At 56.3% G+C, this 26,201-nt stretch carries 28 protein-coding genes; 6 read left to right on the forward strand and 22 right to left on the reverse strand.

Annotated elements, in window-relative coordinates:
* Nucleotides 1–28 precede the first annotated feature (28 nt).
* From yfcG to ACMWKA_RS03995, 4 genes are all read left to right on the forward strand, one after another.
* On the forward strand, nucleotides 29–658 hold the full coding sequence (gene yfcG / locus ACMWKA_RS03980; RefSeq protein ID WP_414760010.1) for a GSH-dependent disulfide bond oxidoreductase: 630 nt from the start codon (nucleotides 29–31) through the stop codon (nucleotides 656–658).
* Nucleotides 659–733: 75 nt separating this feature from the next.
* On the forward strand, nucleotides 734–1,102 hold the full coding sequence (folX, locus tag ACMWKA_RS03985) for a dihydroneopterin triphosphate 2'-epimerase (protein ID WP_013098127.1): 369 nt from the start codon (nucleotides 734–736) through the stop codon (nucleotides 1,100–1,102).
* Nucleotides 1,103–1,115: 13 nt separating this feature from the next.
* A complete protein-coding gene (locus ACMWKA_RS03990; RefSeq protein ID WP_013098128.1) occupies nucleotides 1,116–2,009 on the forward strand; it encodes a TIGR01777 family oxidoreductase in 894 nt (297 codons plus the stop codon).
* 44 nt (nucleotides 2,010–2,053) lie between these two features.
* Complete coding sequence (locus ACMWKA_RS03995) at nucleotides 2,054–2,563, forward strand: GNAT family N-acetyltransferase (RefSeq protein ID WP_013098129.1); 510 nt, start codon at nucleotides 2,054–2,056, stop codon at nucleotides 2,561–2,563.
* A 130-nt stretch (nucleotides 2,564–2,693) separates the two neighbouring features.
* Here the strand turns inward: ACMWKA_RS03995 and hisP are convergent, their stop codons facing one another.
* The 15 genes from hisP to pdxB all read right to left on the reverse strand — a co-directional run bounded on the left by hisP (nucleotide 2,694) and on the right by pdxB (nucleotide 16,762).
* Entirely contained in the window at nucleotides 2,694–3,467 is a 774-nt protein-coding gene (gene hisP, locus ACMWKA_RS04000; RefSeq protein WP_058651814.1) for a histidine ABC transporter ATP-binding protein HisP, read from the reverse strand.
* Nucleotides 3,468–3,475: 8 nt separating this feature from the next.
* Nucleotides 3,476–4,192, reverse strand: a complete 717-nt coding sequence (locus ACMWKA_RS04005; protein WP_008502590.1) for an ABC transporter permease — start codon at nucleotides 4,190–4,192, stop codon at nucleotides 3,476–3,478.
* Nucleotides 4,189–4,875, reverse strand: a complete 687-nt coding sequence (locus ACMWKA_RS04010; RefSeq protein ID WP_013098131.1) for a histidine ABC transporter permease HisQ — start codon at nucleotides 4,873–4,875, stop codon at nucleotides 4,189–4,191. The genes ACMWKA_RS04005 and ACMWKA_RS04010 overlap by 4 nt, the downstream gene beginning before the upstream one ends.
* 87 nt (nucleotides 4,876–4,962) lie before the next feature.
* Complete coding sequence (gene hisJ / locus ACMWKA_RS04015; protein ID WP_008502592.1) at nucleotides 4,963–5,745, reverse strand: histidine ABC transporter substrate-binding protein HisJ; 783 nt, start codon at nucleotides 5,743–5,745, stop codon at nucleotides 4,963–4,965.
* Nucleotides 5,746–5,971: 226 nt separating this feature from the next.
* The gene (argT, locus tag ACMWKA_RS04020) at nucleotides 5,972–6,754 is read right to left on the reverse strand and encodes a lysine/arginine/ornithine ABC transporter substrate-binding protein ArgT (RefSeq protein ID WP_013098132.1); all 783 of its coding nucleotides are present in this window, start codon (nucleotides 6,752–6,754) and stop codon (nucleotides 5,972–5,974) included.
* A gap of 290 nt (nucleotides 6,755–7,044) precedes the next feature.
* On the reverse strand, nucleotides 7,045–7,614 hold the full coding sequence (locus ACMWKA_RS04025) for a UbiX family flavin prenyltransferase (protein WP_020690624.1): 570 nt from the start codon (nucleotides 7,612–7,614) through the stop codon (nucleotides 7,045–7,047).
* Nucleotides 7,615–7,704: 90 nt separating this feature from the next.
* Nucleotides 7,705–9,222, reverse strand: coding sequence for an amidophosphoribosyltransferase (purF, locus tag ACMWKA_RS04030; RefSeq protein WP_014832786.1), 1,518 nt, complete (start codon nucleotides 9,220–9,222; stop codon nucleotides 7,705–7,707).
* 36 nt (nucleotides 9,223–9,258) lie between these two features.
* On the reverse strand, nucleotides 9,259–9,747 hold the full coding sequence (cvpA, locus tag ACMWKA_RS04035; RefSeq protein ID WP_414760011.1) for a colicin V production protein: 489 nt from the start codon (nucleotides 9,745–9,747) through the stop codon (nucleotides 9,259–9,261).
* Between the two features lie 213 nt (nucleotides 9,748–9,960).
* Complete coding sequence (gene dedD, locus ACMWKA_RS04040; RefSeq protein WP_014832787.1) at nucleotides 9,961–10,656, reverse strand: cell division protein DedD; 696 nt, start codon at nucleotides 10,654–10,656, stop codon at nucleotides 9,961–9,963.
* Nucleotides 10,646–11,914 (reverse strand): bifunctional tetrahydrofolate synthase/dihydrofolate synthase, encoded by a 1,269-nt coding sequence (folC, locus tag ACMWKA_RS04045; protein ID WP_061771791.1) that lies wholly within the window; start codon nucleotides 11,912–11,914, stop codon nucleotides 10,646–10,648. The genes dedD and folC overlap by 11 nt, the downstream gene beginning before the upstream one ends.
* A 70-nt stretch (nucleotides 11,915–11,984) precedes the next feature.
* Complete coding sequence (gene accD / locus ACMWKA_RS04050) at nucleotides 11,985–12,890, reverse strand: acetyl-CoA carboxylase, carboxyltransferase subunit beta (RefSeq protein WP_013098138.1); 906 nt, start codon at nucleotides 12,888–12,890, stop codon at nucleotides 11,985–11,987.
* 154 nt (nucleotides 12,891–13,044) lie between these two features.
* Complete coding sequence (locus ACMWKA_RS04055; RefSeq protein WP_020690622.1) at nucleotides 13,045–13,704, reverse strand: DedA family protein; 660 nt, start codon at nucleotides 13,702–13,704, stop codon at nucleotides 13,045–13,047.
* A 28-nt stretch (nucleotides 13,705–13,732) separates the two neighbouring features.
* Entirely contained in the window at nucleotides 13,733–14,545 is an 813-nt protein-coding gene (truA, locus tag ACMWKA_RS04060) for a tRNA pseudouridine(38-40) synthase TruA (RefSeq protein WP_013098140.1), read from the reverse strand.
* Entirely contained in the window at nucleotides 14,545–15,558 is a 1,014-nt protein-coding gene (locus ACMWKA_RS04065) for an aspartate-semialdehyde dehydrogenase (protein WP_013098141.1), read from the reverse strand. Before ACMWKA_RS04065 ends, truA begins: the two co-directional genes overlap by 1 nt.
* A 67-nt stretch (nucleotides 15,559–15,625) precedes the next feature.
* Nucleotides 15,626–16,762 carry a 4-phosphoerythronate dehydrogenase PdxB gene (gene pdxB / locus ACMWKA_RS04070; RefSeq protein WP_414760012.1) on the reverse strand — a complete coding sequence of 379 codons (1,137 nt, stop codon included), beginning with the start codon at nucleotides 16,760–16,762 and terminating at the stop codon, nucleotides 15,626–15,628.
* 113 nt (nucleotides 16,763–16,875) lie between these two features.
* Between pdxB and flk the strand changes: the two genes are divergently transcribed.
* Complete coding sequence (gene flk, locus ACMWKA_RS04075) at nucleotides 16,876–17,880, forward strand: flagella biosynthesis regulator Flk (protein ID WP_020690619.1); 1,005 nt, start codon at nucleotides 16,876–16,878, stop codon at nucleotides 17,878–17,880.
* Between the two features lie 90 nt (nucleotides 17,881–17,970).
* Here the strand turns inward: flk and ACMWKA_RS04080 are convergent, their stop codons facing one another.
* Nucleotides 17,971–19,149 carry an MFS transporter gene (locus ACMWKA_RS04080; protein ID WP_013098144.1) on the reverse strand — a complete coding sequence of 393 codons (1,179 nt, stop codon included), beginning with the start codon at nucleotides 19,147–19,149 and terminating at the stop codon, nucleotides 17,971–17,973.
* 68 nt (nucleotides 19,150–19,217) lie between these two features.
* Complete coding sequence (gene fabB, locus ACMWKA_RS04085; protein WP_013098145.1) at nucleotides 19,218–20,435, reverse strand: beta-ketoacyl-ACP synthase I; 1,218 nt, start codon at nucleotides 20,433–20,435, stop codon at nucleotides 19,218–19,220.
* A gap of 158 nt (nucleotides 20,436–20,593) precedes the next feature.
* Here fabB and mnmC point away from each other — a divergent pair, with 158 nt between their 5' ends.
* Nucleotides 20,594–22,591 carry a bifunctional tRNA (5-methylaminomethyl-2-thiouridine)(34)-methyltransferase MnmD/FAD-dependent 5-carboxymethylaminomethyl-2-thiouridine(34) oxidoreductase MnmC gene (mnmC, locus tag ACMWKA_RS04090; protein ID WP_414760013.1) on the forward strand — a complete coding sequence of 666 codons (1,998 nt, stop codon included), beginning with the start codon at nucleotides 20,594–20,596 and terminating at the stop codon, nucleotides 22,589–22,591.
* Nucleotides 22,592–22,627: 36 nt separating this feature from the next.
* Here mnmC and ACMWKA_RS04095 read toward each other — a convergent pair whose 3' ends face one another.
* The 5 genes from ACMWKA_RS04095 to aroC are packed head-to-tail and all read right to left on the reverse strand — an operon-like array spanning nucleotide 22,628 to nucleotide 26,186.
* Complete coding sequence (locus ACMWKA_RS04095; RefSeq protein ID WP_013098147.1) at nucleotides 22,628–22,906, reverse strand: YfcL family protein; 279 nt, start codon at nucleotides 22,904–22,906, stop codon at nucleotides 22,628–22,630.
* A gap of 13 nt (nucleotides 22,907–22,919) precedes the next feature.
* On the reverse strand, nucleotides 22,920–23,465 hold the full coding sequence (locus ACMWKA_RS04100; protein WP_013098148.1) for an elongation factor P hydroxylase: 546 nt from the start codon (nucleotides 23,463–23,465) through the stop codon (nucleotides 22,920–22,922).
* Complete coding sequence (locus ACMWKA_RS04105; protein WP_013098149.1) at nucleotides 23,462–24,274, reverse strand: sulfite exporter TauE/SafE family protein; 813 nt, start codon at nucleotides 24,272–24,274, stop codon at nucleotides 23,462–23,464. The genes ACMWKA_RS04100 and ACMWKA_RS04105 overlap by 4 nt, the downstream gene beginning before the upstream one ends.
* Complete coding sequence (mepA, locus tag ACMWKA_RS04110; RefSeq protein ID WP_020690615.1) at nucleotides 24,274–25,098, reverse strand: penicillin-insensitive murein endopeptidase; 825 nt, start codon at nucleotides 25,096–25,098, stop codon at nucleotides 24,274–24,276. Before mepA ends, ACMWKA_RS04105 begins: the two co-directional genes overlap by 1 nt.
* A 2-nt stretch (nucleotides 25,099–25,100) precedes the next feature.
* Nucleotides 25,101–26,186: a chorismate synthase gene (aroC, locus tag ACMWKA_RS04115; protein WP_023619788.1), complete on the reverse strand. Its 1,086-nt coding sequence runs from the start codon at nucleotides 26,184–26,186 to the stop codon at nucleotides 25,101–25,103.
* Nucleotides 26,187–26,201 lie beyond the last annotated feature (15 nt).

Consider the following 26,201-nt stretch of genomic DNA (forward strand, 5'->3'; position numbering starts at 1 on the left):
TTACACTTCACACTGACAGGAGTTGAGAATGATCGACCTTTATTACGCCCCTACTCCAAACGGCCATAAGATCACCCTCTTTCTTGAAGAAGCCGAGCTGGAATACAGGATCATCCGCGTGGATATCAGCAAAGGCGATCAGTTCAGGCCTCTCTTTCTGGCCATCTCACCGAACAACAAAATCCCGGCCATCATCGATAACCTGCCAGCTGATGGCGGCAAACCGTTGAGCCTGTTTGAATCCGGGGAGATTTTGATCTATCTGGCGGAGAAAACCGGCAAACTGCTGAGCGAGGAACTGCGCGAGCGTCACCACACGCTACAGTGGCTGTTCTGGCAGACAAGCGGCCTGGGCCCGATGCTGGGGCAGAACCACCACTTTACCGCTTACGCGCCACAACCCATCCCGTATGCGATAGAGCGCTATCAGGTGGAAACGCAGCGGCTGTACGGCGTACTGAACCGTCGGCTGGAAAAATCACCGTGGCTCGGGGGCGATCATTACAGTATCGCCGATATCGCCTGCTGGCCGTGGGTGAATACCCATGAACGTCACCGTATTGATTTAGCCTCTTACCCGGCGGTTAACAACTGGTTTGAACGTATCCGCACCCGCCCGGCGACCGAGCGTGCGATGAAAAAAATCCAGGAGATTTAGGCCTGCGCCCGGTTGGGCGCGTGTCAGGCTCTCATGTATTATGGGGAGGAAATACTGACACGGAGAAGACCTGCAATGTCGCAGCATGACGCTATTATTCGTATAAAAAATTTACGCTTACGTACTTTTATCGGTATCAAAGACGAGGAGATCGCCAACCGTCAGGATATCGTGATTAATGTGGTTATCCACTATCCGGCAGACAAAGCGAGAGGCAGTGAAGACATCAATGACGCGCTGAACTATCGCACGATTACGAAAAGCATCATTCAGTACGTGGAAAATAACCGCTTCTCTCTGCTGGAAAAATTAACTCAGGATGTGCTCGACATCGCACGCGAACATCACTGGGTCACTTATGCTGAAGTAGAGATCGATAAACTTCACGCCCTGCGTTATGCCGACTCCGTCTCCATGACGTTAAGCTGGCAGCGCCGGGCGTAAACCTGGAGGTTGTATGAAGATTCTGCTGACCGGCGGTACAGGCCTGATTGGCCGTCATCTCATTGCGCGCCTGCAGGCGTTACATCACGACATTACCGTGGTAACGCGCAGCCCTGAGAAAGCGCGCCAGGTGCTGGGTGCCGGTATCGACATCTGGAAAAATCTGGCTGACCGGCAGAATCTGGACGGCTTTGACGCCGTCATCAACCTGGCCGGTGAACCCATCGCCGACAAACGCTGGACGGAAGAGCAAAAACAGCTGTTATGCAGCAGCCGCTGGAACATCACCGAAAAGCTGGTCGAGCTCATCCGTAACAGCCATACCCCGCCATCGGTACTGATTTCCGGTTCTGCGGTAGGCTATTACGGCGATCTCGGTGAGGTGGTCGTGACCGAAGAAGAGCCGCCGCACAACGAGTTTACCCATAAGCTCTGCGCTCAGTGGGAACGTATTGCCTGTGCTGCCCAGAGCGATAATACCCGCGTGTGCCTGCTGCGTACCGGCGTCGTTCTCGCGCCGAAAGGCGGCATTCTGGCGAAAATGCTTCCTCCGTTCCGGCTCGGACTGGGCGGCCCCATCGGTAATGGCCGTCAGTATCTGCCGTGGATCCACATCGACGATATGGTCAACGGTATTCTCTGGCTGCTGGATAACGATCTGCGTGGGCCGTTCAATATGGTTGCGCCGTACCCGGTGCGTAACGAGCAGTTTGCCCACGCGCTGGGCCATGCTCTGCATCGCCCGGCAATTTTGCGCGTGCCCGCAACGGTGATTCGCCTGATGATGGGTGAAGCGTCCGTGCTGGTGCTGGGCGGGCAGCGCGCGCTGCCTAAACGGCTGGAAGCGGCCGGGTTTGCGTTTCGCTGGTATGACTTAGAAGAGGCGTTGAGGGATGTGGTGGGATGAATATGTTACATTTGTACGCCATGTCCCGATGAAATGGCGTAACAATGGCAACCATTACCACACCCCGGCTTCACCTCACCCCTTTCGAACCCACTGACTGGGCCTTCTTCCGCTCGTTGCGGGAAGATCGCAATATCATGCGTTACATGGCCGCCATCGCGCCGGAAAAAGAGACCCGGCGCGTATTTGCTGCGCGCTTAACGGCGGCGCACGTTTTTGTGATTCGTTTTCATGATGATGACACGCCGCTGGGCGATATCGGCCTGCAGATCAGCCCAGAGAATCGTGAAGAGGCTGATATTGGCTATACGGTTGTGCCTGCCGCGCAGGGGAAAGGTATCGCCAGTGAGGCGTTGCGCGCGGTATGTGAATATGCGTTTAACCAGACCGGCGTGAAAGCGATTAACGCCTACGTACTGGCGGACAACGGCGGGTCGGTGCGGGTGCTGGAGAAAGCGGGGTTTGTGCGTACGCAGGTGCTGGAGAAGGCGTACGAGATTGACGGCGTACGGTATGACGACTGGGTGTATCGGCTGGAGTGCGGTGCGGTCTGATGCCCTCACCCCGGCCCTCTCCCACAGGGGAGGGAGAAAACCCAGCTTGTAGGCCCGGTAAGCGAAGCGCCACCGGGCGATTGGGCTGCACCGCGGCCCTCTCCCTGTGGGAGAGGGAGAAAGGCAAAACCTACTTCAAAGAGCCCTTCAGGAACTGCTGCAAACGCGGGCTTTGCGGATTCGCCAGCACCGCATCCGGATGTCCCTGCTCTTCGATTTTCCCCTGATGCAGGAAGATCACGTGGTTCGAGACGTTGCGGGCAAAGCCCATCTCGTGCGTTACCACTACCATGGTTTTACCCTCTTCCGCCAGCTTTTGCATGATGCGCAGTACTTCGCCAACCAGTTCCGGGTCAAGTGCTGAGGTCGGTTCGTCGAACAGCAATACTTCAGGCTCCATCGCCAGCGCGCGGGCGATAGAGACACGCTGCTGCTGACCACCAGAGAGATGCACCGGGTACTTTATCTGCTGTCGCTCATCGATACCCACTTTCGCCAGGTATTTCACCGCGCGCTCACGGGCCTCCTGCTTGCTTAAACCCAGCACCTGAACCGGCGCTTCCATCACATTCTCCAGCACCGTCATGTGGCTCCAGAGGTTGAAGTGCTGGAATACCATTGTCAGCCGCGTGCGCAGCAGGCGCAGCTGGTTCTTATCTGCCACTTTCAGCTGGCCGTCTTTATCCCGGGTCAGATTGATATTCTGCCCGCTCACCACAATTGAGCCTTCACTCGGCTTTTCGAGGAAGTTGATGCAGCGCAGGAAGGTACTTTTCCCCGAGCCAGATGATCCGATAATACTGATCACGTCGCCTGCATTTGCCTGCAGCGACACCCCTTTCAGCACTTCATGTTCGCCGTAGCGTTTGTGCAAATCAATTACGTTTAATTTGTTCTCAGCCATCATCATTCTCAGTGCGTCGAAGAGGGTTTTATATGCTGCAACCAGCGCTTTTCTGCCTTACGGAACAGGCTAATCAGGACGTATGAAATAATCAAATAGAGCACTGCCGCAATGCCAAACGCGGTAAACGGCTGATAGGTCGCAGAGTTAATATCGCGGGCGATTTTAAGCAGGTCGGGCACCGTGGCGGTAAAGGCCAGCGCGGTGGAGTGGAGCATTAAAATCACTTCGTTACTGTAGGCTGGCAATGCGATACGCAGCGCCGACGGCAGAATAATGCAGCGGTACAGTTTCACCGACGAGAAGCCGTACGCGCGCGCCGCTTCGATTTCTCCGTAAGGAACGGAGCGGATAGCCCCGGCGAAAATCTCGGTGGTGTAGGCGCAGGTGTTGAGCGTCAACGCCAGCACCGTACAGTTCAGGCCGCTGCGGAAGAAGGCGTTCAGCATCTCGGTACCTTTCACAATCTCCAGCGTATACATGCCCGAATAGAACACCAGCAGCTGTACGTACAGCGGTGTACCGCGGAATACGTAGGTAAACAACCAGATCGGGAACTGAATAAATTTATTGTTCGACACGCGGCCAATGGCAAGAAACACCGCCAGAATGCCACCCATCACCACCGAAGAGATCAGCAGCCACAGCGTAATGGCCACGCCGGTGAAGCGATAGCCGTCCGTCCACAGCAGCGATTTCCAGTATTCCTGAATAATCTCAATCACAGGTCAGCCCTCTTCACACCCACGGAGTAGCGACGTTCGAGCAGAAGCAGCACACCATTGGAGACGGTCGTAAAGACCAGATAGATCACGCCACACACCACCGCAAAGTAGAACGGCTCCCAGGTACTTTTACCGGCAAGCTGCGTGGCCTTAACCACATCTTCCAGACCCAGCAGAGAGACCAGCGCCGTGGCCTTGAGGATAACCTGCCAGTTGTTGCCAATGCCCGGAAGCGCGTAGCGCATCATGGCCGGGAACATAATCCGGCGAAACGTCTGGGAGGAGGTAAAACCGTAGGCGGTCGCCGCTTCTATGTGTCCTTTCGGTACCGCCATATAAGCGCCGCGGAAAGTTTCGGTAAAGTACGCGCCGTAGATAAAACCGAGAGTGATAATACCGGCCACCATCGGGTCGATATCGATCTGTCCCATTCCCATGGCGTCCGTCACGCTGTTAAGCGCGATCTGCAGCCCGTAAAAGATAAGCAGCATCAGCACCAGATCGGGAACGCCGCGAATCAGCGTGGTATAACCTTCAAAAATCAGCGCCAGCGGTTTGTTTGCCGAAAGCTTCGCCCCTGCGCCTGCCAGACCTATCAGCACCGCCAGCACCACGGAGCTGATAGCCAGCTCAAGGGTGACAAGCGCGCCCTGTAAAATAACGCCAGAAAATCCGTACAGCATACCGCGAGCCCTGTCGTATCGTGAGTGATGGACCGTGTCTTATCCCCTCCCTGAGCGGGAGGGGCCGCACGTTATTTGACGGGGCGATTAGCCGCCGTAAACATTAAAATCGAAGTACTTTTTCGCCAGTTTGTCGTACGTGCCATCAGCGCGCATTTCAGCGAATGCTTTGTTCAGCGCTTCGCGCAGCTCGTTGTCTTCTTTACGCAGACCCATACCGGTGCCGACACCAAACAACTTCACATCTTTAATGGATGGGCCGCCAAATTTGTAATCTTTACCTACCGGCGTCTTCAGGAAGCCTTCGCTCGCGGCGACTTCATCCTGGAAAGCGGCGTCGATACGGCCTGCCGTCAGATCAGCGTAGATATTTTCCTGGCCCTGATAAGAGACGATTTCAATCCCCTTCGGTGCCCAGTGTTCATTACCGTAGGTTTCCTGGGTAGTGCCCTGCAGCACGCCCACGCGTTTGCCTTTCAGTGATTCGAGGGTTGGCTGGATGTCAGACGATTTAGCCACCACCAGACGAGAATCTGCCGCATAGAGTTTGTCGGTGAAGGCAATCTCCTGCTGACGTTTTTCAGTGATGGAAAGTGAGGACATGATAACGTCAATTTTTTTGGCTTTCAGCGAAGGGATCAGCGCATCCAGCGGGTTCTCAACGTAGGTACACTGCGCTTTGATGCGTTTGCACAGCTCATTGGCCAGATCAATGTCAAAACCGACCAGTTCACCCTTCGAATTCTTAGATTCGAACGGGGCATAGGTAGGGTCGGTACCAATACGAATTTTCTGCGGAATTGCTGCGAACGCCGCGGTAGCGCTGGAAAAGGCCAGCACCAGAGATAACGACAACACGAGTTTTTTCATATCTGTCCTCAACAAACTGTCTTCTTACGTGATTTTTACGACGACGGGGTGGTGCTAATGTGCCATCAATCCACGCCATCAGGCAAAGATTAATGCCTTTCAGGCGAGATTTTTTGCATGATAAATGCGTAAGTATGCACACAGCGATCCAATACGGTGCACGAAGCGCACCATATTGGATCAATCACACCCGCAATGCACCATAACAGTGCACAATCATCGAGTATCAATCACCGTAGACGTTGAAGTCGAAGTATTTCTTCGCCAGTTTGTCGTAGGTACCGTCTTTGCGCAGTTCTGCAAACGCTTTGTCGAAGGCGGCTTTCAGCTCGGTATCATCTTTACGCAGGCCAATACCGGTGCCGTCACCAAAGTATTTTTTGTCTTTCACGGACGGGCCAGCAAAGGCGTAGTCTTTACCTGCCGGCTGTTTCAGGAAGCCTTCACTTGCGGCAACCTCATCCTGGAATGCCGCATCCAGACGACCGGCCGCCAGGTCAGAATAAATCAGATCCTGGTTCTGGTAAGCCACCACGTCAACGCCCTTCTCACGCCAGTTTGCATTGGCATAACCTTCCTGAGTCGACCCCTGCAGCACGCCGACATGCTTGCCTTTCAGGGAGTCAATGGTTGGCTGAATGGGGGAGCCTTTTGCCGCAATCAGACGGGAATCCGCGGCGTAGAGCTTGTCAGAGAAGGCAATCTCCTGCTGACGTTTTTCGGTGATGGAAAGAGAAGAGATAATGGCGTCGATTTTCTTGGCTTTCAGCGACGGAATTAACGCGTCAAAGTCGCTGCCCACCCATGTGCATTTCACCGCAATGCGTTTGCACATCTCATTACCCAGATCGATATCAAACCCTACGAAATCGCCTTTCGCATCCTTGGAAGAGAATGGCGCGTAGGTTGCGTCTGTACCGATACGCACTGTCTGTGGAAGCGCTGCGTAGCTACCTGCGGCTGCACTTAACCCCACCAGCAAAGACAGAGCCAGAACCGTCTTCTTCATACATTTACCCTCAAGTACCGTGATTTTATTATGTATTGTGTTGTGTGTTGTGTTGCAGGCTTCTCTTGCAGGTCTTATGCCACATTGCCGTCGGGTCAAAACTTCGACGTTAAATATGTTAATAAAACGTTGCGATATTGCCTTAATGGTGAAAGATAGCAGGTCTGCCGAACGAACCGGAAAGAGAAAAAGGGAAAAAACGAATTAAATGTCGAGGATATGATCGCCGTTGCAATTTTGCCCTGAAACAGGGCATCGTCTCTGTTCATGCACGCTGTTTGTGCACAGAATCAGGCGCCCTGCCAGCGGGTGAAGAGGTCTTCGGGCAGGTCGATATCAAACTGATCCAGCACGCGGTTCACTGTCTGATTAATCACGTCATCGAGCGAGGCCGGACGATGATAAAACGCCGGCACCGGCGGCATGATCACCGCGCCCAGTTCAGCGGCCTGGGTCATTAAACGCAGATGCCCCAGATGCAGCGGCGTTTCGCGCACGCAAAGCACCAGAGGGCGACGCTCCTTCAGCACCACGTCTGCCGCACGCGTCACCAGCGTGTCGGTATAGCTGTTAACGATGCCGGAGAGGGTCTTAATTGAACAAGGCAATATCACCATGCCCGCGGTTTTAAACGAGCCGGAGGAGATGCTGGCAGCGATATCGCGGGCATCGTGTACCACATCCGCCAGCGCCTGGACATCGCGCAGGGAGAGATCGGTTTCGAGGGAGAGGGTCTGACGCGCAGCCTGGCTCATCACCAGATGGGTTTCGACTTCCGCCACGTCACGCAGCACCTGCAACAGACGCACGCCGTAGATCGCGCCACTGGCGCCGCTAAGCCCAACAATGAGTCGTTTCATGATTTTCGCCCTTACTGATTTCAGGGCAGACTGTGCAGGATTTTGCGGGGAGTTGCAAGTGAGGGCGAAGGCCCTCACCTGCCTGCACAATTAACCTTCGTTGTGCATCTCTAAGCTTTCGAGATCGTTTTGCAGCTGGACGGCTTTCGCATCGTCGTTGCGCAGCGAATCGAGATAGTCCAGATACTGCTGATCAACATCTTTGGTGACGTAAACCCCGTTAAACACAGAACATTCAAACTGCTGAATATCCGGGTTCTCGGCGCGCACCGCGTCGATAAGATCGTTCAGATCCTGGAAAATCAGGCCATCGGCCCCGATGATCTGGCGAATCTCGTCCACTTCACGGCCGTGGGCAATCAGCTCGTTCGCGGTAGGCATATCAATGCCATACACGTTCGGGAAGCGAATCTCCGGTGCCGCAGAGGCCAGATACACTTTCTTCGCACCGGCTTCACGCGCCATCTCGATAATCTGCTCTGAGGTGGTGCCACGTACAATGGAGTCATCCACCAGCAGCACGTTCTTGTCACGGAACTCAGCGCGGTTAGCGTTCAGTTTACGACGCACGGACTTACGGCGCAGCTGCTGACCCGGCATGATAAAGGTACGGCCAACGTAGCGGTTCTTCACGAAGCCCTGACGGTATGGCTTATCCAGAATGCGGGCGATTTCCAGCGCGATATCGCAGGACGTTTCCGGGATAGGAATGACCACGTCGATGTCCAGATCGTCCCACTCGCGGGCAATCTTCTCACCCAGCTTGGTACCCATATTCACGCGGGCGCTGTAGACGGAGATCTTATCGATAAACGAGTCCGGACGGGCGAAATACACGTATTCGAACAGGCACGGGTTGCTGACCGGGTTGTCTGCACACTGGCGGGTAAACAGCTGGCCCTTCTCAGTGATATAGACCGCTTCGCCAGGGGCTACATCACGCAGGAATTCGAAGCCCAGGGTGTCCAGCGCCACGCTTTCAGAGGCAACCATATATTCGGTACGGCCATCACCCAGGTCACGCTTACCAAGCACCAGCGGGCGGATACCGTTTGGATCGCGGAAGGCGACCATTCCGTGACCAATAATCATCGCCACGCAGGCATAGGCACCGCGGATCTGGCGGTTTGTCGCAGCAACGGCGGCAAAGATATTGTCTGCTTCCAGCGGATAGTGGCGGAAATTATCCAGCTCGCTCGCGAACACGTTGAGCAGGATTTCTGAATCAGAGGTGGTGTTAATGTGGCGACGTTTCTCTTCAAACAGCTTTTTACGCAGCTCATGCGCGTTGGTCAGGTTGCCGTTGTGAGCAAGCGTGATGCCATACGGTGAGTTGACGTAGAAAGGCTGTGCCTCAGAGGCGCTGGAACTGCCAGCAGTAGGATAACGAACGTGACCGATCCCCATATTACCTTGCAGACGCTGCATATGGCGGGCTTCAAACACATCGTTTACCAGGCCATTCGCCTTACGTAAACGGAAGCAGTTGTTTGCATCAATGGTGATGATACCCGCAGCATCCTGCCCACGGTGCTGAAGCACCGTTAACGCGTCATAAATCGACTGGTTTACCGGCATGAAACCGGCGATACCGACAATACCGCACATTCGTCTTTTCCTCGTTAAGCCACATCTCAGAGCGGGTTACACTCTGGGCAAGAAACTCGACGAGCTTTGCAGATAGTCAAAGAACCACCTGATGATGAAGCTGAACTCTGGAATGAGCTGCGATTTCTGCCAGTCTTCACTTTTGGAGAACCCGGTAAAGGTATCCAGGAAGAACAGTATCGCGGCCACAATCAGCACGCCTCGTAATGCCCCGAAACAGATCCCGAGCACCCTGTCCGTTCCTGACAGACCGGTTTTCTCGACCAGCTGACCTATCACGTAATTTACGATAGCGCCGACAATCAGCGTCGCGATAAACATCACCGCGATGGCGATTCCATTTCGGACCAGTTCATCTTCAAAGCCCGTGAACCAGACAGACAGGTAAGTGTAGTAATGACTGGCAACAAAGAAAGCACAACCCCAAGTCACCAGCGATAACGCTTCACGAACAAAGCCACGGATCAGGCTAACCAGACAGGAAAAACCAATCACCGCAATGATGGCGTAATCAATCCAGACCATATGTGTCCCACGATTTAACGCCCTGTCATCCAGTTCGGGGCGAATTCTAACAGAAAAAGAAAACGTTTGCGTAGGGATTTCCTTCCCGCGCGTAAATAAAAAAGGCGCTGAAAAAATGTTCAACGCCGTTGGCTTATTACGTCTCTTTGGACGTCTGCCACTCCCCCTCCCCCTCCCCCCTTTGGGAAGAGGGCCGGGGTGAGGGGAACCTTATCAGTTCGCGCTGTAGTTCATCACCACACCGCTCAGGCCAGAGATCTGCTTCAGCTCACCGAGCGAGCCTTTGAGCTTATCCTTAGACGCTTCTGGCCCCACAAGGATACGGGTGATTTTACCCTGCACCGGCGTGGAAGGTGAAGTGTAAACGCGATAACCCGCACTGCGCAGCTTACCCACTACCTCATTGACCTTATCGGCATTTTTCAGCGCACCCAACTGCACAACGTAGGCTTTACCCGTCGGTGCAGCCTCTTGCTGGGCCGGTTTTGCCGCAGGCGGCGTCTCTGAAGCCGCGGCCAGCTGTTCTGCTGCTTTATCCCGCTGCGGTTTCGGCTGTGTTTTTTCCACCGGCTTCGGTTTTTCAACCGGTTTCGGCTGCTCTACCGGCACCGGATCGATTTCGATGTTGTTATTCGCCGCCAGACGAGACGGATCGAGGGACGGCGCGGCCGCATCCCCGGCACGCACTTCTTCAGCCGCCCCTTCCGGCGGCTGAGCAGGCAGCGCCTGGGTCGCCGCAGGCAGCATATCCGGTTCGTCGCGATCGCCCGGCTTCGGCACCAGCGGAATGGCTGCAAATTCATCCTGGTAATGCTTTTTCTGCCCGTCGAGCAGACCCGGGAGGATAATCACCCCGAGCGCGACCAGCACAATGGTTCCTGTTAAACGGTTCTGAAACTTACTCGCCACCGGTTCTCCCCGCGTCCATCACTTCCATGACATGTGCCACCGTGTGGAACGAGCCACACACCAGCACGGTATCTTCTGGTTTAGCATCCGCCATCGCGGCTTGCCAGGCCTGAGCCACGCTATTGTAGATTACGCCTTTGCCGAGATGTTCCAGCAACTGCTCAGCCGTCGCACCGCGCGGCCCCTCCAGAGGAGCACAATACCAGCTATCGACCACACTCTCCATGCAGGCCAGCGTACCGCCGATATCTTTATCATGAAGCATACCGATAACCGCCAGCACGCGCCCGGTTTTTGGTAACGATTTGAGACGCGCGGCGAGATACGCCGCAGCATGCGGGTTATGTGCGACATCCAGTATCAGCCGCGGAGCGTCGCTGACAATCTGAAAACGTCCGGGCAAAATCGCATTCTGAATACCGTCGCGGATGGCCTGTTCGCTCACCGCCAGCCCGCTTGCGCGCAGTGCCGCCAGGGCGGTGGCGGCATTAGGTTGCGGTACCTGCGGCAGGGGCAGATTTTCCAGCGTTCCCTGCGCATCGCGATAGCGCCAGCCGTTGTTCTGAACCTCATACTGCCAGTCCACACCCCGGCGCAGCAGGTGAGCGCCCTTCTCTTTTGCCACGTCGGCAATGGTGTGCGGCATATCCGGCTCGCCAACCACCGCGGGCTTATTCGTGCGGAAAATACCGGCCTTCTCACGGCCAATACTTTCGCGATCGGGGCCCAGCCAGTCGGTATGATCCAGGGCAATGCTGGTGACCACCGCCACATCGGCATCCACCATATTGGTGGCATCCAGACGCCCGCCGAGGCCCACTTCCAGAATCACCACATCCAGTTGCGCCTGTTTAAACAGCCACAGCGCCGACAGAGTGCCGTATTCGAAATAGGTTAATGAAATCTCACCGCGCGCCGCTTCAATTTCTGCGAACGACGCCGTATGCGCAGACTCTGGCAGTTCACTGTTTTGTACGCGAACCCGCTCGGTATAACGTACCAGGTGCGGAGAGCTGTAGACACCAACCTTGTAACCGGCAGCCATCAGGACAGCTTCCAGCGTACGGCAGGTGGTGCCTTTACCGTTGGTTCCGGCGACGGTAAAAACAAACGGCGCAGGTTTCAGCACATCGAGACGCGCAGCAACCTGGCTTACGCGTTCAAGCCCCATATCAATGGTTTTACTGTGCAGGTTTTCCAGATAAGAAAGCCACGTGGCCAGGGGCGACGTGGCTTGGGGAATGCTTTTATTTTCCATGATGCCCGGTTGTCATTAACAGTTTATAAAGCAAAAGGGCAGCGCCAACCGGCCCTGCCCTTTTCAGTTATCAGGCCTCGGGTTCCTGATCCGGTACTACCACGCCTTCGCGCGGCTCATCCGGGTTCGGCGCCGGCAGATTCATCAGCTTCGCCAGGATGCTCGCCAGTTTCAGGCGCATTTCCGGGCGGCGGACGATCATGTCAATCGCGCCTTTCTCAATGAGGAACTCACTGCGCTGGAAGCCCGGCGGCAGTTTTTCACGTACGGTCTGCTCAATAACGCGAGGACCAGCAAAGCCGATCAGCGCTTTTGGCTCAGCGATGTTCAGATCGCCCAGCATCGCAAAGCTTGCAGAGACGCCACCCATGGTTGGGTCGGTCAGTACAGAGATGTACGGCAGACCGCGCTCCTGCATTTTAGCCAGCGCAGCAGAGGTTTTCGCCATCTGCATCAGGGACATCAGCGCTTCTTGCATACGTGCACCGCCAGAGGCGGAGAAGCAGATCAGCGGGCAGTTGTCTTCCAGCGCCTGCTCAACAGCACGCACAAAGCGCGCACCGACCACGGAACCCATTGAGCCACCCATGAAGGAGAACTCAAACGCGGCGGCCACTACCGGCATCTCGTGCAGGGTGCCTTTCATCACGACCAGCGCGTCTTTCTCGCCGGTCTCTTTCTGTGCAGAGGCCAGACGATCTTTATATTTTTTGGAATCACGGAACTTGAGCACATCTTTTGGCTCCAGTTCGCTGCCCAGTTCTACCAGAGAACCTTCGTCCAGCAGGCTGTGCAGGCGATTACGCGCCGTCATGCGCATGTGGTGGTCACACTTCGGACACACCTCAAGATTGCGTTCCAGTTCTGCGCGATACAGAACCTGACCACAGCTATCACACTTCGTCCATACCCCTTCAGGAATGCTCGCTTTACGCGTTGGGGTAATGTTGCTTTTAATTCGTTCAATCCAGCTCATTGATAACCTTTCTGCCTGAACCTGGTCGTATGCCAGTTTTGCTGTAAGAGGCGAATAATGCCATTTTTGCCTCCAACAGACCATGAATGTTGCACATTAAAACATAACAGCCCGAAACTTTGGATAAAAAAGTGGTCGAACCGCCTGCGTGCATTTACTTCGCTTGCTTTGCTGCCGCGCGCTTGTGACGAATAATTTCGATAACACCCGGTAAAACAGAAAGCACAATAATCGCTACAATCAGTAACTTAAGGTTTTCCTGAACCACAGGGAGATCGCCAAACAGGTAGCCTGCATAGGTAAAGAGCAGCACCCACAGCAGCGCGCCAATGACGTTGTATGCCGCAAAATGACGATAGGACATGTGCCCCATTCCCGCCACAAATGGCGCAAATGTACGCACAATAGGCACAAAACGCGCAAGGATAATGGTTTTTCCACCGTGGCGCTCATAAAACGCGTGGGTTTTATCTAAATAGCTACGACGGAAAATTTTTGAGTCCGGATTGCTGAATAAGCGCTCACCGAAGACCCGTCCAATGGTGTAGTTGACCGCGTCACCGACAATTGCGGCGATCACCATCAGTACCACCATTACGTGCACATTCAAATCGTTGCCAGGCAGCGCAGATAATGCCCCCGCGACGAACAGCAACGAATCCCCCGGCAGAAACGGCGTGACTACCAGACCGGTTTCACAGAACAGAATGAGGAACAGAATGGCATACACCCAGACGCCATACTGCGCGACCAGTTCCGCCAGGTGAACATCAATATGCAGAATGAAATCAATCAGAAAACGTATTACGTCCATATTGTCTAAGCCTTAATTGCACCTTTGTTTAGTCCGCCAGAAACAGCGGGCCCATTGGCGGTTTTGGCAGGTCAAACCGGTCCGGATAGTCCACCGAGACCAGATACAGCCCTTCCGCTTTCGCCGTTGCTGCGGCAAGCGTTCTGTCCTTCGCTGCCAGCAGTTCTGCAATCCAGCTCTCCGGCTGGTGTCCGGCACCCACTTCCATCAGGCTGCCCACAATATTCCGCACCATATGATGTACAAAGGCATTGGCTTTGATATCCACCACCACATACGCGCCAAAACGGCTGACGTTTATGTGCATGACGTTACGCCACGGCGTGCGGGACTGACACTGCACCGCACGAAACGAGGTAAAGTCATTTTCACCAATCAGACACTGCGCCGCACGATGCATACGTTCTGCATCCAGCGGTTCATAAAAATGCGTCACGCCCTGGCTTAACACCGCCGGACGAAGACGCTGATTGTAGATGACATAGCGATAACGGCGCGCAGTGGCGCTGAAACGCGCATGAAAATCATCCGGCACAGCTTTCACCCAGCGCACTGCAATGTCACCAGGTAAATTCGCATTTACACCCAACGTCCAGGCAGCGTCCTTGCGCACGGCGGTGGTTTCAAAGTGAACCACCTGCCCCGTTCCGTGGACACCGGCGTCAGTGCGTCCTGCACACAGGACGTTAATCGGTTCGTTCGCCACCTGAGAGAGCGCTTTCTCCAGTTTTTCCTGGACACTGCGCACCTCATTTTGACGCTGCCAGCCATAATATTTACTGCCGTCGTACTCGATACCGAGGGCGACTTTATGAACCGGCTTTTGTTCCACGTCTGACATCAGTACAGATACTCCTGCACCAGTTTTTCAGCGATTTTGACCGCCATCAGCGCGCCGCCGAAGCGCACGTTATCGGCTACGGACCAGAACTGAACCTGCTCCGGCATACCGTAATCATTCCGTACGCAGCCCACCGAGAGGTGTGCGCTGCCGGTGGCATCGCCAACCTGCGTCGGGAATTCACTCTCTTCGGAGAGCACAATGTCTTCACCGCGGCCGAACGCATCACGCGCTTCTTCTGCGGCCAGCGGACGCAGGGCTTCGAAACCTACCATCTGCGCATGACCGTAAAAGACCGGCGACTGCACGACGTTTGCGGAGATCATCAGCCCCTCGTCCTGCAGAATTTTGCGTGCTTCGTCGACGATACGGCGCTCTTCGCGCACGGAGCCTTCACGATCCGGCAGCAGCGGCAGCATATTGAATGCCAGCTGACGGCCGAAGAAATCGTCTTCGTCAATCGGGATGCCGTTCAGGAGCTTCGCACTCTGTCCGGCCAGCGCGTCGACGGCCTTTTTGCCTTGCGCAGAAGCGGAAAGCAGGCTGGTCACGGTGATACGCGACAGACCGCCATCGTCGATTAAAGGTTTAAGAGCGGTCAGCAACTGGCTGGTCAGGCTATTGGGAACCGCAATGATATTGCGGTTACGGTAGTCGGCCAGGACAAACGGGTTCACGTCCGGCACCACCAGCGGGACATCCGGCTCCATCGAGAACAGGCCGCTCAGATCGATCACCAGACAGCCAGAATTCGTCGCGTCTTCAATGTACGACGCGGTGGCTTCAGCACCTGCCGCAAAAAAGGCCAGCTGCGCCTGCGTCCAGTCGAATTCGGCGGCATCCTGAACCATGACGGATTTGCCGCCAAAACGCAGATGCTCACCGGCGCTGTCAGTGCGCGCCAGTGCATAGATATCACCCACCGGGAACTGACGCTCAGCAAGGGTTTCGAGCAGGGCTTCACCCACGGCACCCGTGGCACCTAAAATGGCAATGTTCCAGCCTTCAGACATGGTGGTTTACTCCAGAAATAAAAAAGCGTCCCTGTCGGAGTATCCAACAGGGAGCGTTAAGAAGACATTAATGCGCCGGGTGATGAACGGCGTTAAAACCCAGTTTATGCAGCAGCGCTGCCGCCGACGCGTCATCGCACATGACATACAGAGAAGACCATTCACGGCGCTCAACGTAATTCTTGCGCAGCTTGTCAAACTCCCCCGGGATCCCCGCCACTTTACGCAGCAGCGCATCGTCGCGGCGCACATCATACACCAAATGCACCAGCCTTTTCAGCGTTGCCTGATCGAGCGGGCCATGCAGGGTAATGCGGCCAAATTCAGGCGCGGGGAGTAAAGTGTCCAGCGCCACCTGCTGCGGACGGCCAATAAAGGCGCTATAGGCCTCAAAGACCTGGGTGGTGCCACGGGCCTTTCCTTCGAGCGTATAACCCGCTATATGCGCGGTTGCAACGTCGACCTTGTTCAGCAGCGCAACGTTGAGATCGGGCTCCGGCTCCCAGACGTCCAGCACCACGCTGAGATCCTGCCCCTCTTCCAGACATTTCAGCAGCGCGGCGTTATCGACGACCGGGCCACGACAGGCGTTTATCAGAATAGTGCCAGCCTTCAGACGACGGATCAGCGCCTCGTCAGCAAGATGGAGCGTCTTATAGGCCCCCTCTTTGAAGAGGGGCGTATGGAAGGAGATGACGTCACATGCTTCAACCAGCTCATCCAGGGGGCGGAAGTCGCCTTCATCACCGTTGTCTTTACGCGGCGGATCACACAGCAGGGTGCGAATGCCTAACGCCTCAAGGCGTTTTTGCAGGCGTCCTCCCACGTTGCCCACCCCGACAATGCCTACGGTGCGGTCTTTCAGCGCAAAACCGTCGCGCTCTGCCAGCATCAGCAGAGAAGAGAAAACGTATTCCACTACCGCAATGGCGTTACAGCCAGGCGCGGCGGAAAATCCGATCCCCGCCTGCGTAAGCCATTTGTCATCCACATGATCCGTCCCGGCCGTTGCGGTTCCGACGAATTTAATCGCTTTGCCGGAGAGCAACGCCTCATTTACTTTGGTCACCGAGCGCACCATCAGGGCATCGGCATCATCCAGCTCGTTTACCGGAATGGGTCGACCAGGGACAGCCTTAACATTACCAAGGCGGCTAAAGAGCTCGCGGGCGTAAGGCATATTTTCATCAACGAGGATTTTCACGTCTGAGTACCTGTTTGAGAGGAAGAAAACCTGCCAAGTGTGCCATAATCTGGCCGCCAGGCATATATGCATGCCGGGTTTACGCTGAGTTTTGACTTTAAGGATTTTTGACGATGCAGCCTATTTCAGGTACGCCACCACGCCCTCCGGGTGAAGGCCCTGTCACGCCAAACGTTGCAGGTGAACAACCGCTTTCCACGCAACAGCGCACCGTGCTGGAGCGCCTGATCACGCGCCTGATCGCGCTCACTTCACAGCAAAATGCGGAAGTCTGGGCCGGGGTAAAGCATGATTTAGGCGTCCGGAACGATGCACCGTTGCAGTCGCGCCACTTCCCTGCGGCCGAGCAAAATCTGAATCAGCGTATTACCGCCGCACAGCAAAATCACACCACTCGCCAGATAGTTGCACAACTGACCGAGCTGTTGAGCCAGGGCAACAACCGTCAGGCAGTCAGTGATTTCATTCGACAGCAGTTTGGCCAGACCGCCCTGAGCCAGCTAACGCCAGAGCAGCTGAAAACCGTGCTGACGCTGCTGCAAACCAATCAGCTGACCATCCCGCAACCGCAACAGCGTCCGTCAACCGAGCGTCCGCTGCTGCCTGCTGAACACAATACGCTGAACCAGATGGTGACCAGGCTGGCCGCCGCCACCGGCGAATCAACGAAGCTTATCTGGCAGTCGATGCTGGAGCTTTCCGGCGTGAAAGCGGGCGAGCTGATCCCGGCCAAACAGTTTACGCATCTGGTCACCTGGCTACAGGCTCGCCAGACGCTGAGCACCCAAAGTACCCCTACCCTGCATACGCTACAGGCGGCACTGAAGCAGCCGCTGGAGCCGCATGAATTTGAGGTGATTAGGGATTACGCCCAGCAGACCTGGCAGGCCACGCCGCAAACGGTACTGACCACCGCGCAGGTACAAGATTTGCTGAATCAGATCTTTATTCGCCGCGCCGAGCGCGAAGGCGGTGTGCCGGAAGTCAGGGATATTCAACCGATCTACAGCCCGCTGTTTGCGCCGGTGGTGGAGACCTTCAGAACCCTCTCTGCGCGTCCGGGATTGCTGTTTATTGCGTTACTGATTGCGCTGGCGATTTTCTGGCTGGTTGCCTGATGTTTTGCCCGGTGGCGCTGCGCTTACCGGGCCTACAACGACCCGAACCGTAGGCCGGGTAAGGCGAAGCCGCCACCCGGCAACAACGGCTCAAGACCTGCGAAACGCCACCAGCGTCACAACAATCCCCACCACCGCTGAAACGGCTCCCGCCAGGAAGACAGAGGGATAACCAAACGACGTGGCCAGGAGCCCCGCCAGCGGTCCGGTGACACCGTATGAGATGTCCTGAAACGCCGCATAACCGCCCAACGCCGTACCGCGCACCTGTGGCGCGACGCGTTTTACCACCTCAACCCCCAGCGCCGGGAAGATCAGGGAACAGCCGCAGCCGGTCAGTGCCGCCCCGAGAAGGGCAACGGAGGCCACAGGGGCATACCACAGCAGCAGCAAACCGAGGGTCTCAATCACCAGCGACGCCACGGCCACCTTCACGCCACCAAAGCGATCCGGCATCCAGCCGAACAGCACGCGCATCAGGACAAACGCGCCACCAAAGGCGGTTAGCGTAAAGCCCGCCATCGCCCAGCCGCGGCTCATAAAGTACAGCGAAACGAATGTCCCAATCACCGCGAAGCCCACGCCCTGAAGCGCCAGCCCCAGCCCCGGCTGCCAGATTTGACCTATTACGCTCCACAGGGAAGGACGCTCACCTTTATGGGCAGGTACTTTGCGCACCGAGCCGTTAAATGCCCATGCCAGCAGCGGTAACAGCATGGTGGTGGCCGCCAGCGCGGCAAAACCGAACTGGCTGTGGATCAACAGCCCCAGCGGCGCACCTGCCGCGAGTGCGCCATAGATAGCCATACCGTTCCAGGACATCACTTTGCCCGAGCGCGCTGGGCCTACCAGCCCCATTCCCCAGGTCAGGGTGCCGGTCAGCAGCTGGCTTTCACCAAAGCCGAGAATCAAACGTCCCACCACCAGCAGGGCAAATTTATACGCCGCGTCGACCGGCAGAAGCGCGGCAAGCAGCCACGCTGCGCCCGCCAGCCCGCAGGCAAACATGCCCTGCAGCGCTGAGCGTTTGGCACCGTGCTGGTCCGCCAGACGCCCGGCGTAGCCGCGGGTTAATACGGTAGCTAAAAACTGAATACCCACGGCGATGCCAACCAGGGTATTGCCGTAGCCCAGCTCCTGGTGAACAAACAGCGGGATAACAGGCAGCGGCAGGCCAACGGTCATGTAGGTCAGAAATACCGCAAAGGCGATACGGAAAAGGGAAAGGTTCCCGGAAGGGGTACTCTTCTCAGGGATAACGGCCTTCATGCGTAACTCCGTGTTCAGGCATAAAAAAAGGGAGCCTCGCGGCTCCCTTCTACTATACCTTCAAACGCTTACGCTTTCAGCTTGCGCATCACCAGCGTGGCGTTGGTGCCGCCAAAACCGAAGCTGTTGGACATTACGGTCGTCAGCTCACGTTCGGTGGTTTCGGTCACGATGTTCAGGCCCGCTGCCTGCTCGTCCATCTCTTCGATGTTGATGCTTGGCGCGATAAAGCCATTTTCCAGCATCAGCAGAGAGTAGATTGCTTCCTGCACGCCAGCTGCACCCAGAGAGTGACCGGTCATGGCTTTGGTCGCGGAGATTGCCGGGCTGTTGTCTCCGAAGACTTCACGGATCGCACCCAGTTCTTTCACATCGCCTACCGGCGTAGAAGTCCCGTGGGAGTTCAGGTAGTCGATTGGGGTATCAACGCCGTGCATCGCCATCTTCATGCAGCGCACCGCGCCTTCGCCGGATGGAGCAACCATGTCAGCGCCGTCAGACGTTGCACCGTAGCCCACGATCTCAGCGTAGATGTGCGCGCCACGTGCCAGAGCGTGTTCCAGCTCTTCAACCACAACCATACCGCCGCCGCCTGCGATAACAAAACCGTCACGGTGCGCATCATAGGTACGGGATGCTTTAGCCGGGGTTTCATTGTATTTGGTAGACAGGGCACCCATTGCGTCGAATTCACAAGCCATTTCCCAGCCCAGCTCTTCGCCGCCGCCAGCAAATACGATGTCCTGTTTACCCAGTTGGATCTGCTCAACAGCATTACCGATGCAGTGTGCGGACGTCGCACATGCAGAGCTGATGGAGTAGTTCACACCGTGAATTTTGAATGGGGTTGCCAGGCACGCGGAGACCGCAGAACCCATGGCTTTGGTTACCACGTACGGACCTACTGCTTTCAGACCACGCGGGCTACGCATGGCGTCAGCACCGAATACCTGCGCTTTGGATGAACCACCGGAACCGGCAATCAGACCCACGCGCGGGTTGTTCTGGTAAACCTCTTCGCTCAGGCCCGAATCTTTGATCGCTTCCTGCATGGAGAGATAAGCATAAATAGAGGCATCGTTCATGAAACGAACCACTTTACGGTCAATCAAACCGGTGGTGTCCAGTTTGACGTTACCCCATACGTGGCTACGCATACCTGAATCTTTAAACTCTTCAGAGAAAGTGATCCCGGAGCGTCCTTCACGCAGAGATGCCAGGACTTCCTGCTGGTTATTACCGATGCTGGAAACAATGCCCAGGCCAGTAATCACTGCACGTTTCATTCAATACCTCTGTAAGTCGCACTATAGTAAGTTTCGAGTCGCACAATAGCGTACACTTGTACGCCGAACAAGTCCGATCAGACATTTTCTGCGGAAATTTGCACCGATGGACTCACATCGTTAAGATCGTGCCACTGCCTGTCAGACGAGTAACTTACGTGAAACAAAACGCTATACAACCCGCCAACCTCGAATTCAACGCTGAGGGTACACCTGTTTCCCGAGATTTTGATGACGTCTATTTTTCTAATGATAACGGACTGGAAGAAACCCGCTATGTTTTCCTCGACGGAAATCAGCTCAGCGCACGCTTTCCCGCCCATCCGCGCAGTCTGTTTGTCGTCGCAGAGAGCGGGTTCGGTACCGGGCTGAATTTTTTGACCCTCTGGCAGGCTTTCGACCAGTTTCACGCTGCCCATCCTGAGGCTACGCTACAAAGATTACATTTCATCAGTTTCGAAAAATTTCCACTCACCGCGCACGACCTGCACCTGGCGCACCAGCGCTGGCCGGAGCTTGCCCCGTGGGCTGAACAGCTTCAGGCGCAGTGGCCGCCCGCCATCGGCGGTTGCCATCGTCTGCTGCTGGACGGTGGACGCGTCACGCTGGACTTATGGCTCGGCGATATCAACGAACTGACCGATAAGCTTGATGATTCGATGAACCAGAAGGTGGACGCGTGGTTCCTTGACGGGTTTGCGCCAGCCAAAAACCCGGAGATGTGGAGTCAGCATCTGTTTAGCGCCATGGGGCGTCTGGCGCGGCCTGGCGCAACGCTCGCGACCTTTACCTCGGCGGGGTTTGTCCGCCGCGGCTTACAGGAAGCAGGCTTTACGATGCGAAAAACCAAAGGGTTTGGCCGCAAGCGCGACATGCTGGTCGGGACGATGGAGCAGACGCTGGCGATCCCCGCCCGGGCGCCCTGGTTTGCACGCCGCGCCAGCGCCTCCCGTGAGGTGGCGATAATCGGCGGAGGGATTGCCAGCGCTCTGCTTTCGCTCGCGCTTTTACACCGCGGCTGGCAGGTGACGCTCTACTGTGCTGACCCGGCTCCGGCAAACGGCGCCTCCGGCAACCGTCAGGGAGCCCTTTATCCGCTTTTAAGCGCGCACGACCCGGCGCTGTTCCAGTTTTTCCCCGCGGCCTTTACCTTTGCCCGTCGCGTATACGACACCCTTCCGGTGGCGTTCGATCATGACTGGTGCGGCGTGACGCAGCTCGGCTGGGATGAAAAGAGCCAGCAAAAAATCGCGCAGATGCTGTCGCTGGGCCTGCCGGAAGAGATTGCCCGCGCGGTAAGTGCGCAAACGGTGACAGACACCACCGGCGTTGAGACGGGCTGCGGCGGTATTCAGTATCCGCTCGGCGGCTGGCTGTGCCCTGCCGAACTGACCACTGCGGCGATAACCCTGGCACAGTCACGCGGGCTGACGGTGCATTATGCTCATAAGGTTGCATCGCTTAGCCGGACAGCCCACTGGACCCTGCGCTTTGCCGATGGCAAAGAGGCCACGCATGCCAGCGTTGTGCTGGCAAACGGACATCACATCAATCAGTTTGTCCAGACAGAGACATTGCCCGTTTATCCGGTTGGCGGCCAGGTGAGCCATATTCCGACCGCGCCTGCACTGAGCCAACTGCGCCAGGTGCTGTGCTATGACGGCTACCTGACGCCGCAAAATCCGTCTAACGCTCATCACTGCATTGGTGCCAGTTACCATCGCGGTGAAACAGACACGCATTACCGCGAGGAAGATCAGCAGCAGAACCGCCAGCGCCTGATTGACTGCTTCCCGGACGCGGCGTGGGCGAGAGAGGTTGACGTCAGCGGGGGCGAAGCGCGCTGCGGCGTACGCTGCGCCACCCGCGATCATCTGCCCATGGCGGGAAATGTACCGGACTATGAGGCAACGCTTGAGGCGTATCAGGATCTGGCTGAACACAAGGAGACGGCAGTGGTCTCACCGGTCTATCCGGAGCTGTTTATGCTGGGCGGACTGGGATCGCGCGGGTTATGTTCTGCACCGCTGCTGGCGGAAGCGTTAGCCGCGCAAATGAGCGATGAGCCCATTCCGCTGGACAGCACCACGCTCGCGGGGCTGAATCCGAATCGTTTGTGGGTGCGGAAATTGCTGAAGGGGAAGCAGGTTAAGTAGGGTGCCCTCTCCCACCGGGAGAGGGAGGTGAAACGCTTACTTCGCTTTCGCCTGCTGGAACAGGTTGTCCCACATACCCAGCACCAGAGACTGGTCGCGGGGAGAAAGCTCGCCCGCCTGGATGGCTTTTTCCAGGCTGCGGCTCACTTCATCATGAATGGCCTCGGCAGAGTGATCGTCCCCGGCTTCCAGCTCGGCAACGGCCAGCGTCAGGTGACCACGCAGATAACCGCTGGCGAACAGCTCATCATCACTGGCGTGTTCCACCATGTCATCAATTAACGCCAGAATGCGTGATTCAAATTCTGCGATCATCTTCTTTCCTCTGTTAAAGATCTTCCGGCCACGGGAAGCATTCCGCCGTGATCTCCGGCGTATGGTAATAATTCTGTAAAGCCTTGATCAGGCGTGCCGGGCGTTCCGGGATGCCTTTCTCAAGATACTCCATCACCTGCGCATGTACGCGGCGCTGGAAGAGAATACGGTCTGGCTCGAAATCCCCTTCGAGATTGTCACAGCTGACGTTGAACGGGAAACCCGCCGCCACGCAGAACAGCCACTCCAGCGCCTGCGGTTTGACTTCCACATCTTCAAACTGACCCTGCGTGGCCGCGTCACGTCCGTCCGGACAGTACCAGTAACCAAAGTCCACCAGCTCGCGACGCGCTTTTCCCGCAATGCACCAGTGTGAAATCTCATGCAGGCCACTGGCGTAAAAACCATGCGCAAACACGATGCGGTTATAGGGCACCTCTGCATCAGCAGGAAGATAGATCGGTTCGTCGTCGCCTTTAATCAGACGGGTATTAAAATCATCAGCAAAACAGCCGTCAAAAATCTCAATCAGCTGTTCATAGTTATGCGTACTGTTCATGCGTTCATCCCCAGCCAGGTGAGGATCTCCTGTCCATGGCTGTCATAAAGAAGCTTGGCGCTCATCACCGCCGATACGATGACGATCATCGGGCGAATCAGCTTCTGTCCTTTGCTTAATACCAGACGCGAGCCCGCGCGCGCGCCTAAAAACTGCCCCGCCATCATCACAAACCCGGTTGCCCAGATAACCTTGCCGCCGATGATAAACAGCAGCAGGCCGCCGACGTTCGAGGTGGCATTCAGCACTTTAGCGTGGGCGGTAGATTTGGCGAGGTTAAATCCGGCCAGCGTGACAAACGCCAGGGCATAGAACGACCCGGCGCCTGGGCCAAAGAAGCCATCGTAAAACCCGACGCAGCCGCCTGCGATAAGCGCGAACGGCAGACCATGCAGCCGACGCTGCCTGTCCTCTTCACCAAGCTTAGGCATCAGCAGAAAGTAGAGGCCAATACAGATGACCAGCACCGGCAGGATCTGACGCAGAATGTCAGACTGTACGTGCTGAACCAACAGCGCACCGGAGGTTGAGCCGATGAAGGTCATCAGAATATTGAGCTTCTGGTCGGCAAGATTAACCACCTTACGGCGAATAAAATAGAGCGACGCGGAAAGGGACCCGCCGCAGGCCTGAAGCTTGTTGGTGGCAAGCGCCTGAGCCGGGCTCATGCCCGCCGCCAGCAGCGCCGGAACGGTAAGCAACCCGCCACCGCCCGCGAGGGCATCGATAAAACCGGCCAGCATTGCCACAAAGAACAGCACCACCAGCAGCAGCGGTGACACCATAAACAGGTCGACGAAATTATCCATTAAAGTACATGCTCATCCAGTAGCGCCTGGCAGGAAGGCGGCAACGGAGGCGGTGTCTTCTTCTCAGGCTTAGAGGTTCCAGGTTTTGCCGGTTCAAACCAGCTTTGCAGTTCCGCACCGCAGCCATCGCCTGGCGGTGGTAGCGGCTGATCTTCACATTCCAGACTGTTTGCCGGGCAGCGCAGACGTACGTGCATATGCGCACGATGCTGGAACCACGGACGCACTTTGCGCAGCCAGTCGCGATCGGTTCCCTCATCCAGGCAGAGCTGCTGCTTGATGGCCGGGTTAACGAAGATCCGCGTGACCTCGTTGTCCTTCGCTGCCAGCTTAATCAGGCTGAAAACATCCGGTGTCCACAGCGATGGCACAACGCTTTTGCCGTCGCGCGCCACCAGATCCAGCGCCTGCGGCTTCAGCAGTTGGGCCGAGGTCCAGCGCGTTTTAGGCAACTGCAGGAAAATATCCACATCCAGCCCGGTCTGGTGACTGGCGTGCCCACCGTTGAAACGACCGCCAGCAGGCATACCCATATCGCCAATCAGCATCGTACCCAGCCCCAGGTTATGCACCTGGTTACCCAGACGCTGGATAAACAGCACCAGATCCGGGTGGCCGAAGTAACGACGCTGGTCGGTACGCATCACCTGATAAGTATCCGACTGCAGAGGAAGTTCCTGCGCACCAACGATACAGCCATTGGAGAACGCACCAATCGACTGCGCGCTTCCCGCCACCGGGTGAGTGATTTTTTGCCATGGCGTGGCGGCCAGACTGGCCCCACTGGCGAGTAGCGCCAGCAGAGCAATTGCGGTTTTTTTCATAGTTACCAGCGTGGAATGGTGGTCGTCACATCCGCATTCTGCGCACGCTGGCGCAGGAAGTGATCCATCAACACGATTGCCAGCATGGCTTCTGCGATCGGCACCGCGCGGATCCCGACACACGGATCGTGACGTCCTTTGGTGATCATCTCAACTTCTTCACCAGAGCGGTTAATCGTGTGGCCCGGCACGGTAATGCTGGACGTTGGCTTCAGCGCGATATTGGCAATAATTTGCTGCCCGCTGCTGATGCCGCCGAGAATGCCACCCGCATGATTGCTCTGGAAGCCCTCTTTTGTAATTTCGTCACGGTTCTGGCTGCCGCGAAGCTGAACCACGTCAAAACCGTCGCCAATTTCGACGCCCTTCACCGCGTTGATGCTCATCAGCGCGTGGGCAATGTCCGCGTCCAGACGGTCAAATACAGGCTCACCCCAGCCTGGCGGTACGCCGTCAGCCACCACGGTCACTTTTGCACCGATAGAATCGCCCTCTTTTTTCAGGCCACGCATCAGCTCGTCCAGCGCCTCCAGCTTCTCAACATCAGCACAGAAGAACGGGTTTTGTTCAACCTGCTCCCAGTCTTTAATGGCCAGCGGAATGTCACCCATCTGGGTCAGGCACCCGCGGATCACGATGCCAAATTTCTGCTGCAGGTATTTCTTGGCAATCGCCCCTGCGGCGACGCGCATCGCGGTTTCACGGGCGGAGGAGCGTCCACCGCCGCGATAGTCGCGAAAACCGTACTTTTGTTCGTAGGTGTAGTCAGCGTGGCCTGGACGGAACACATCCTTGATGGCACCGTAGTCCTGAGAACGTTGGTCGGTGTTTTCAATCAGCAGACCAATACTGGTCCCGGTGGTGCGGCCTTCAAAAACGCCTGAGAGTATTTTGACCTGGTCCGGCTCGCGACGCTGCGTGGTGTAGCGAGAGGTGCCCGGACGACGACGGTCAAGGTCGTGCTGTAAATCGGCTTCGGTGAGTTCGATGCCTGGCGGTACGCCGTCAACGATACAGCCCAGTGCCAGCCCGTGCGACTCACCAAAGGTGGTCACGCGGAATATTTGTCCAATACTGTTTCCTGCCATCACGGCTCCGATGTC

The sequence above is a fragment of the Enterobacter sp. 03-F-07-AD-ECC genome (assembly GCF_047530935.1).
GTDB classification, from domain to species: Bacteria; Pseudomonadota; Gammaproteobacteria; order Enterobacterales; family Enterobacteriaceae; genus Enterobacter; species Enterobacter cloacae.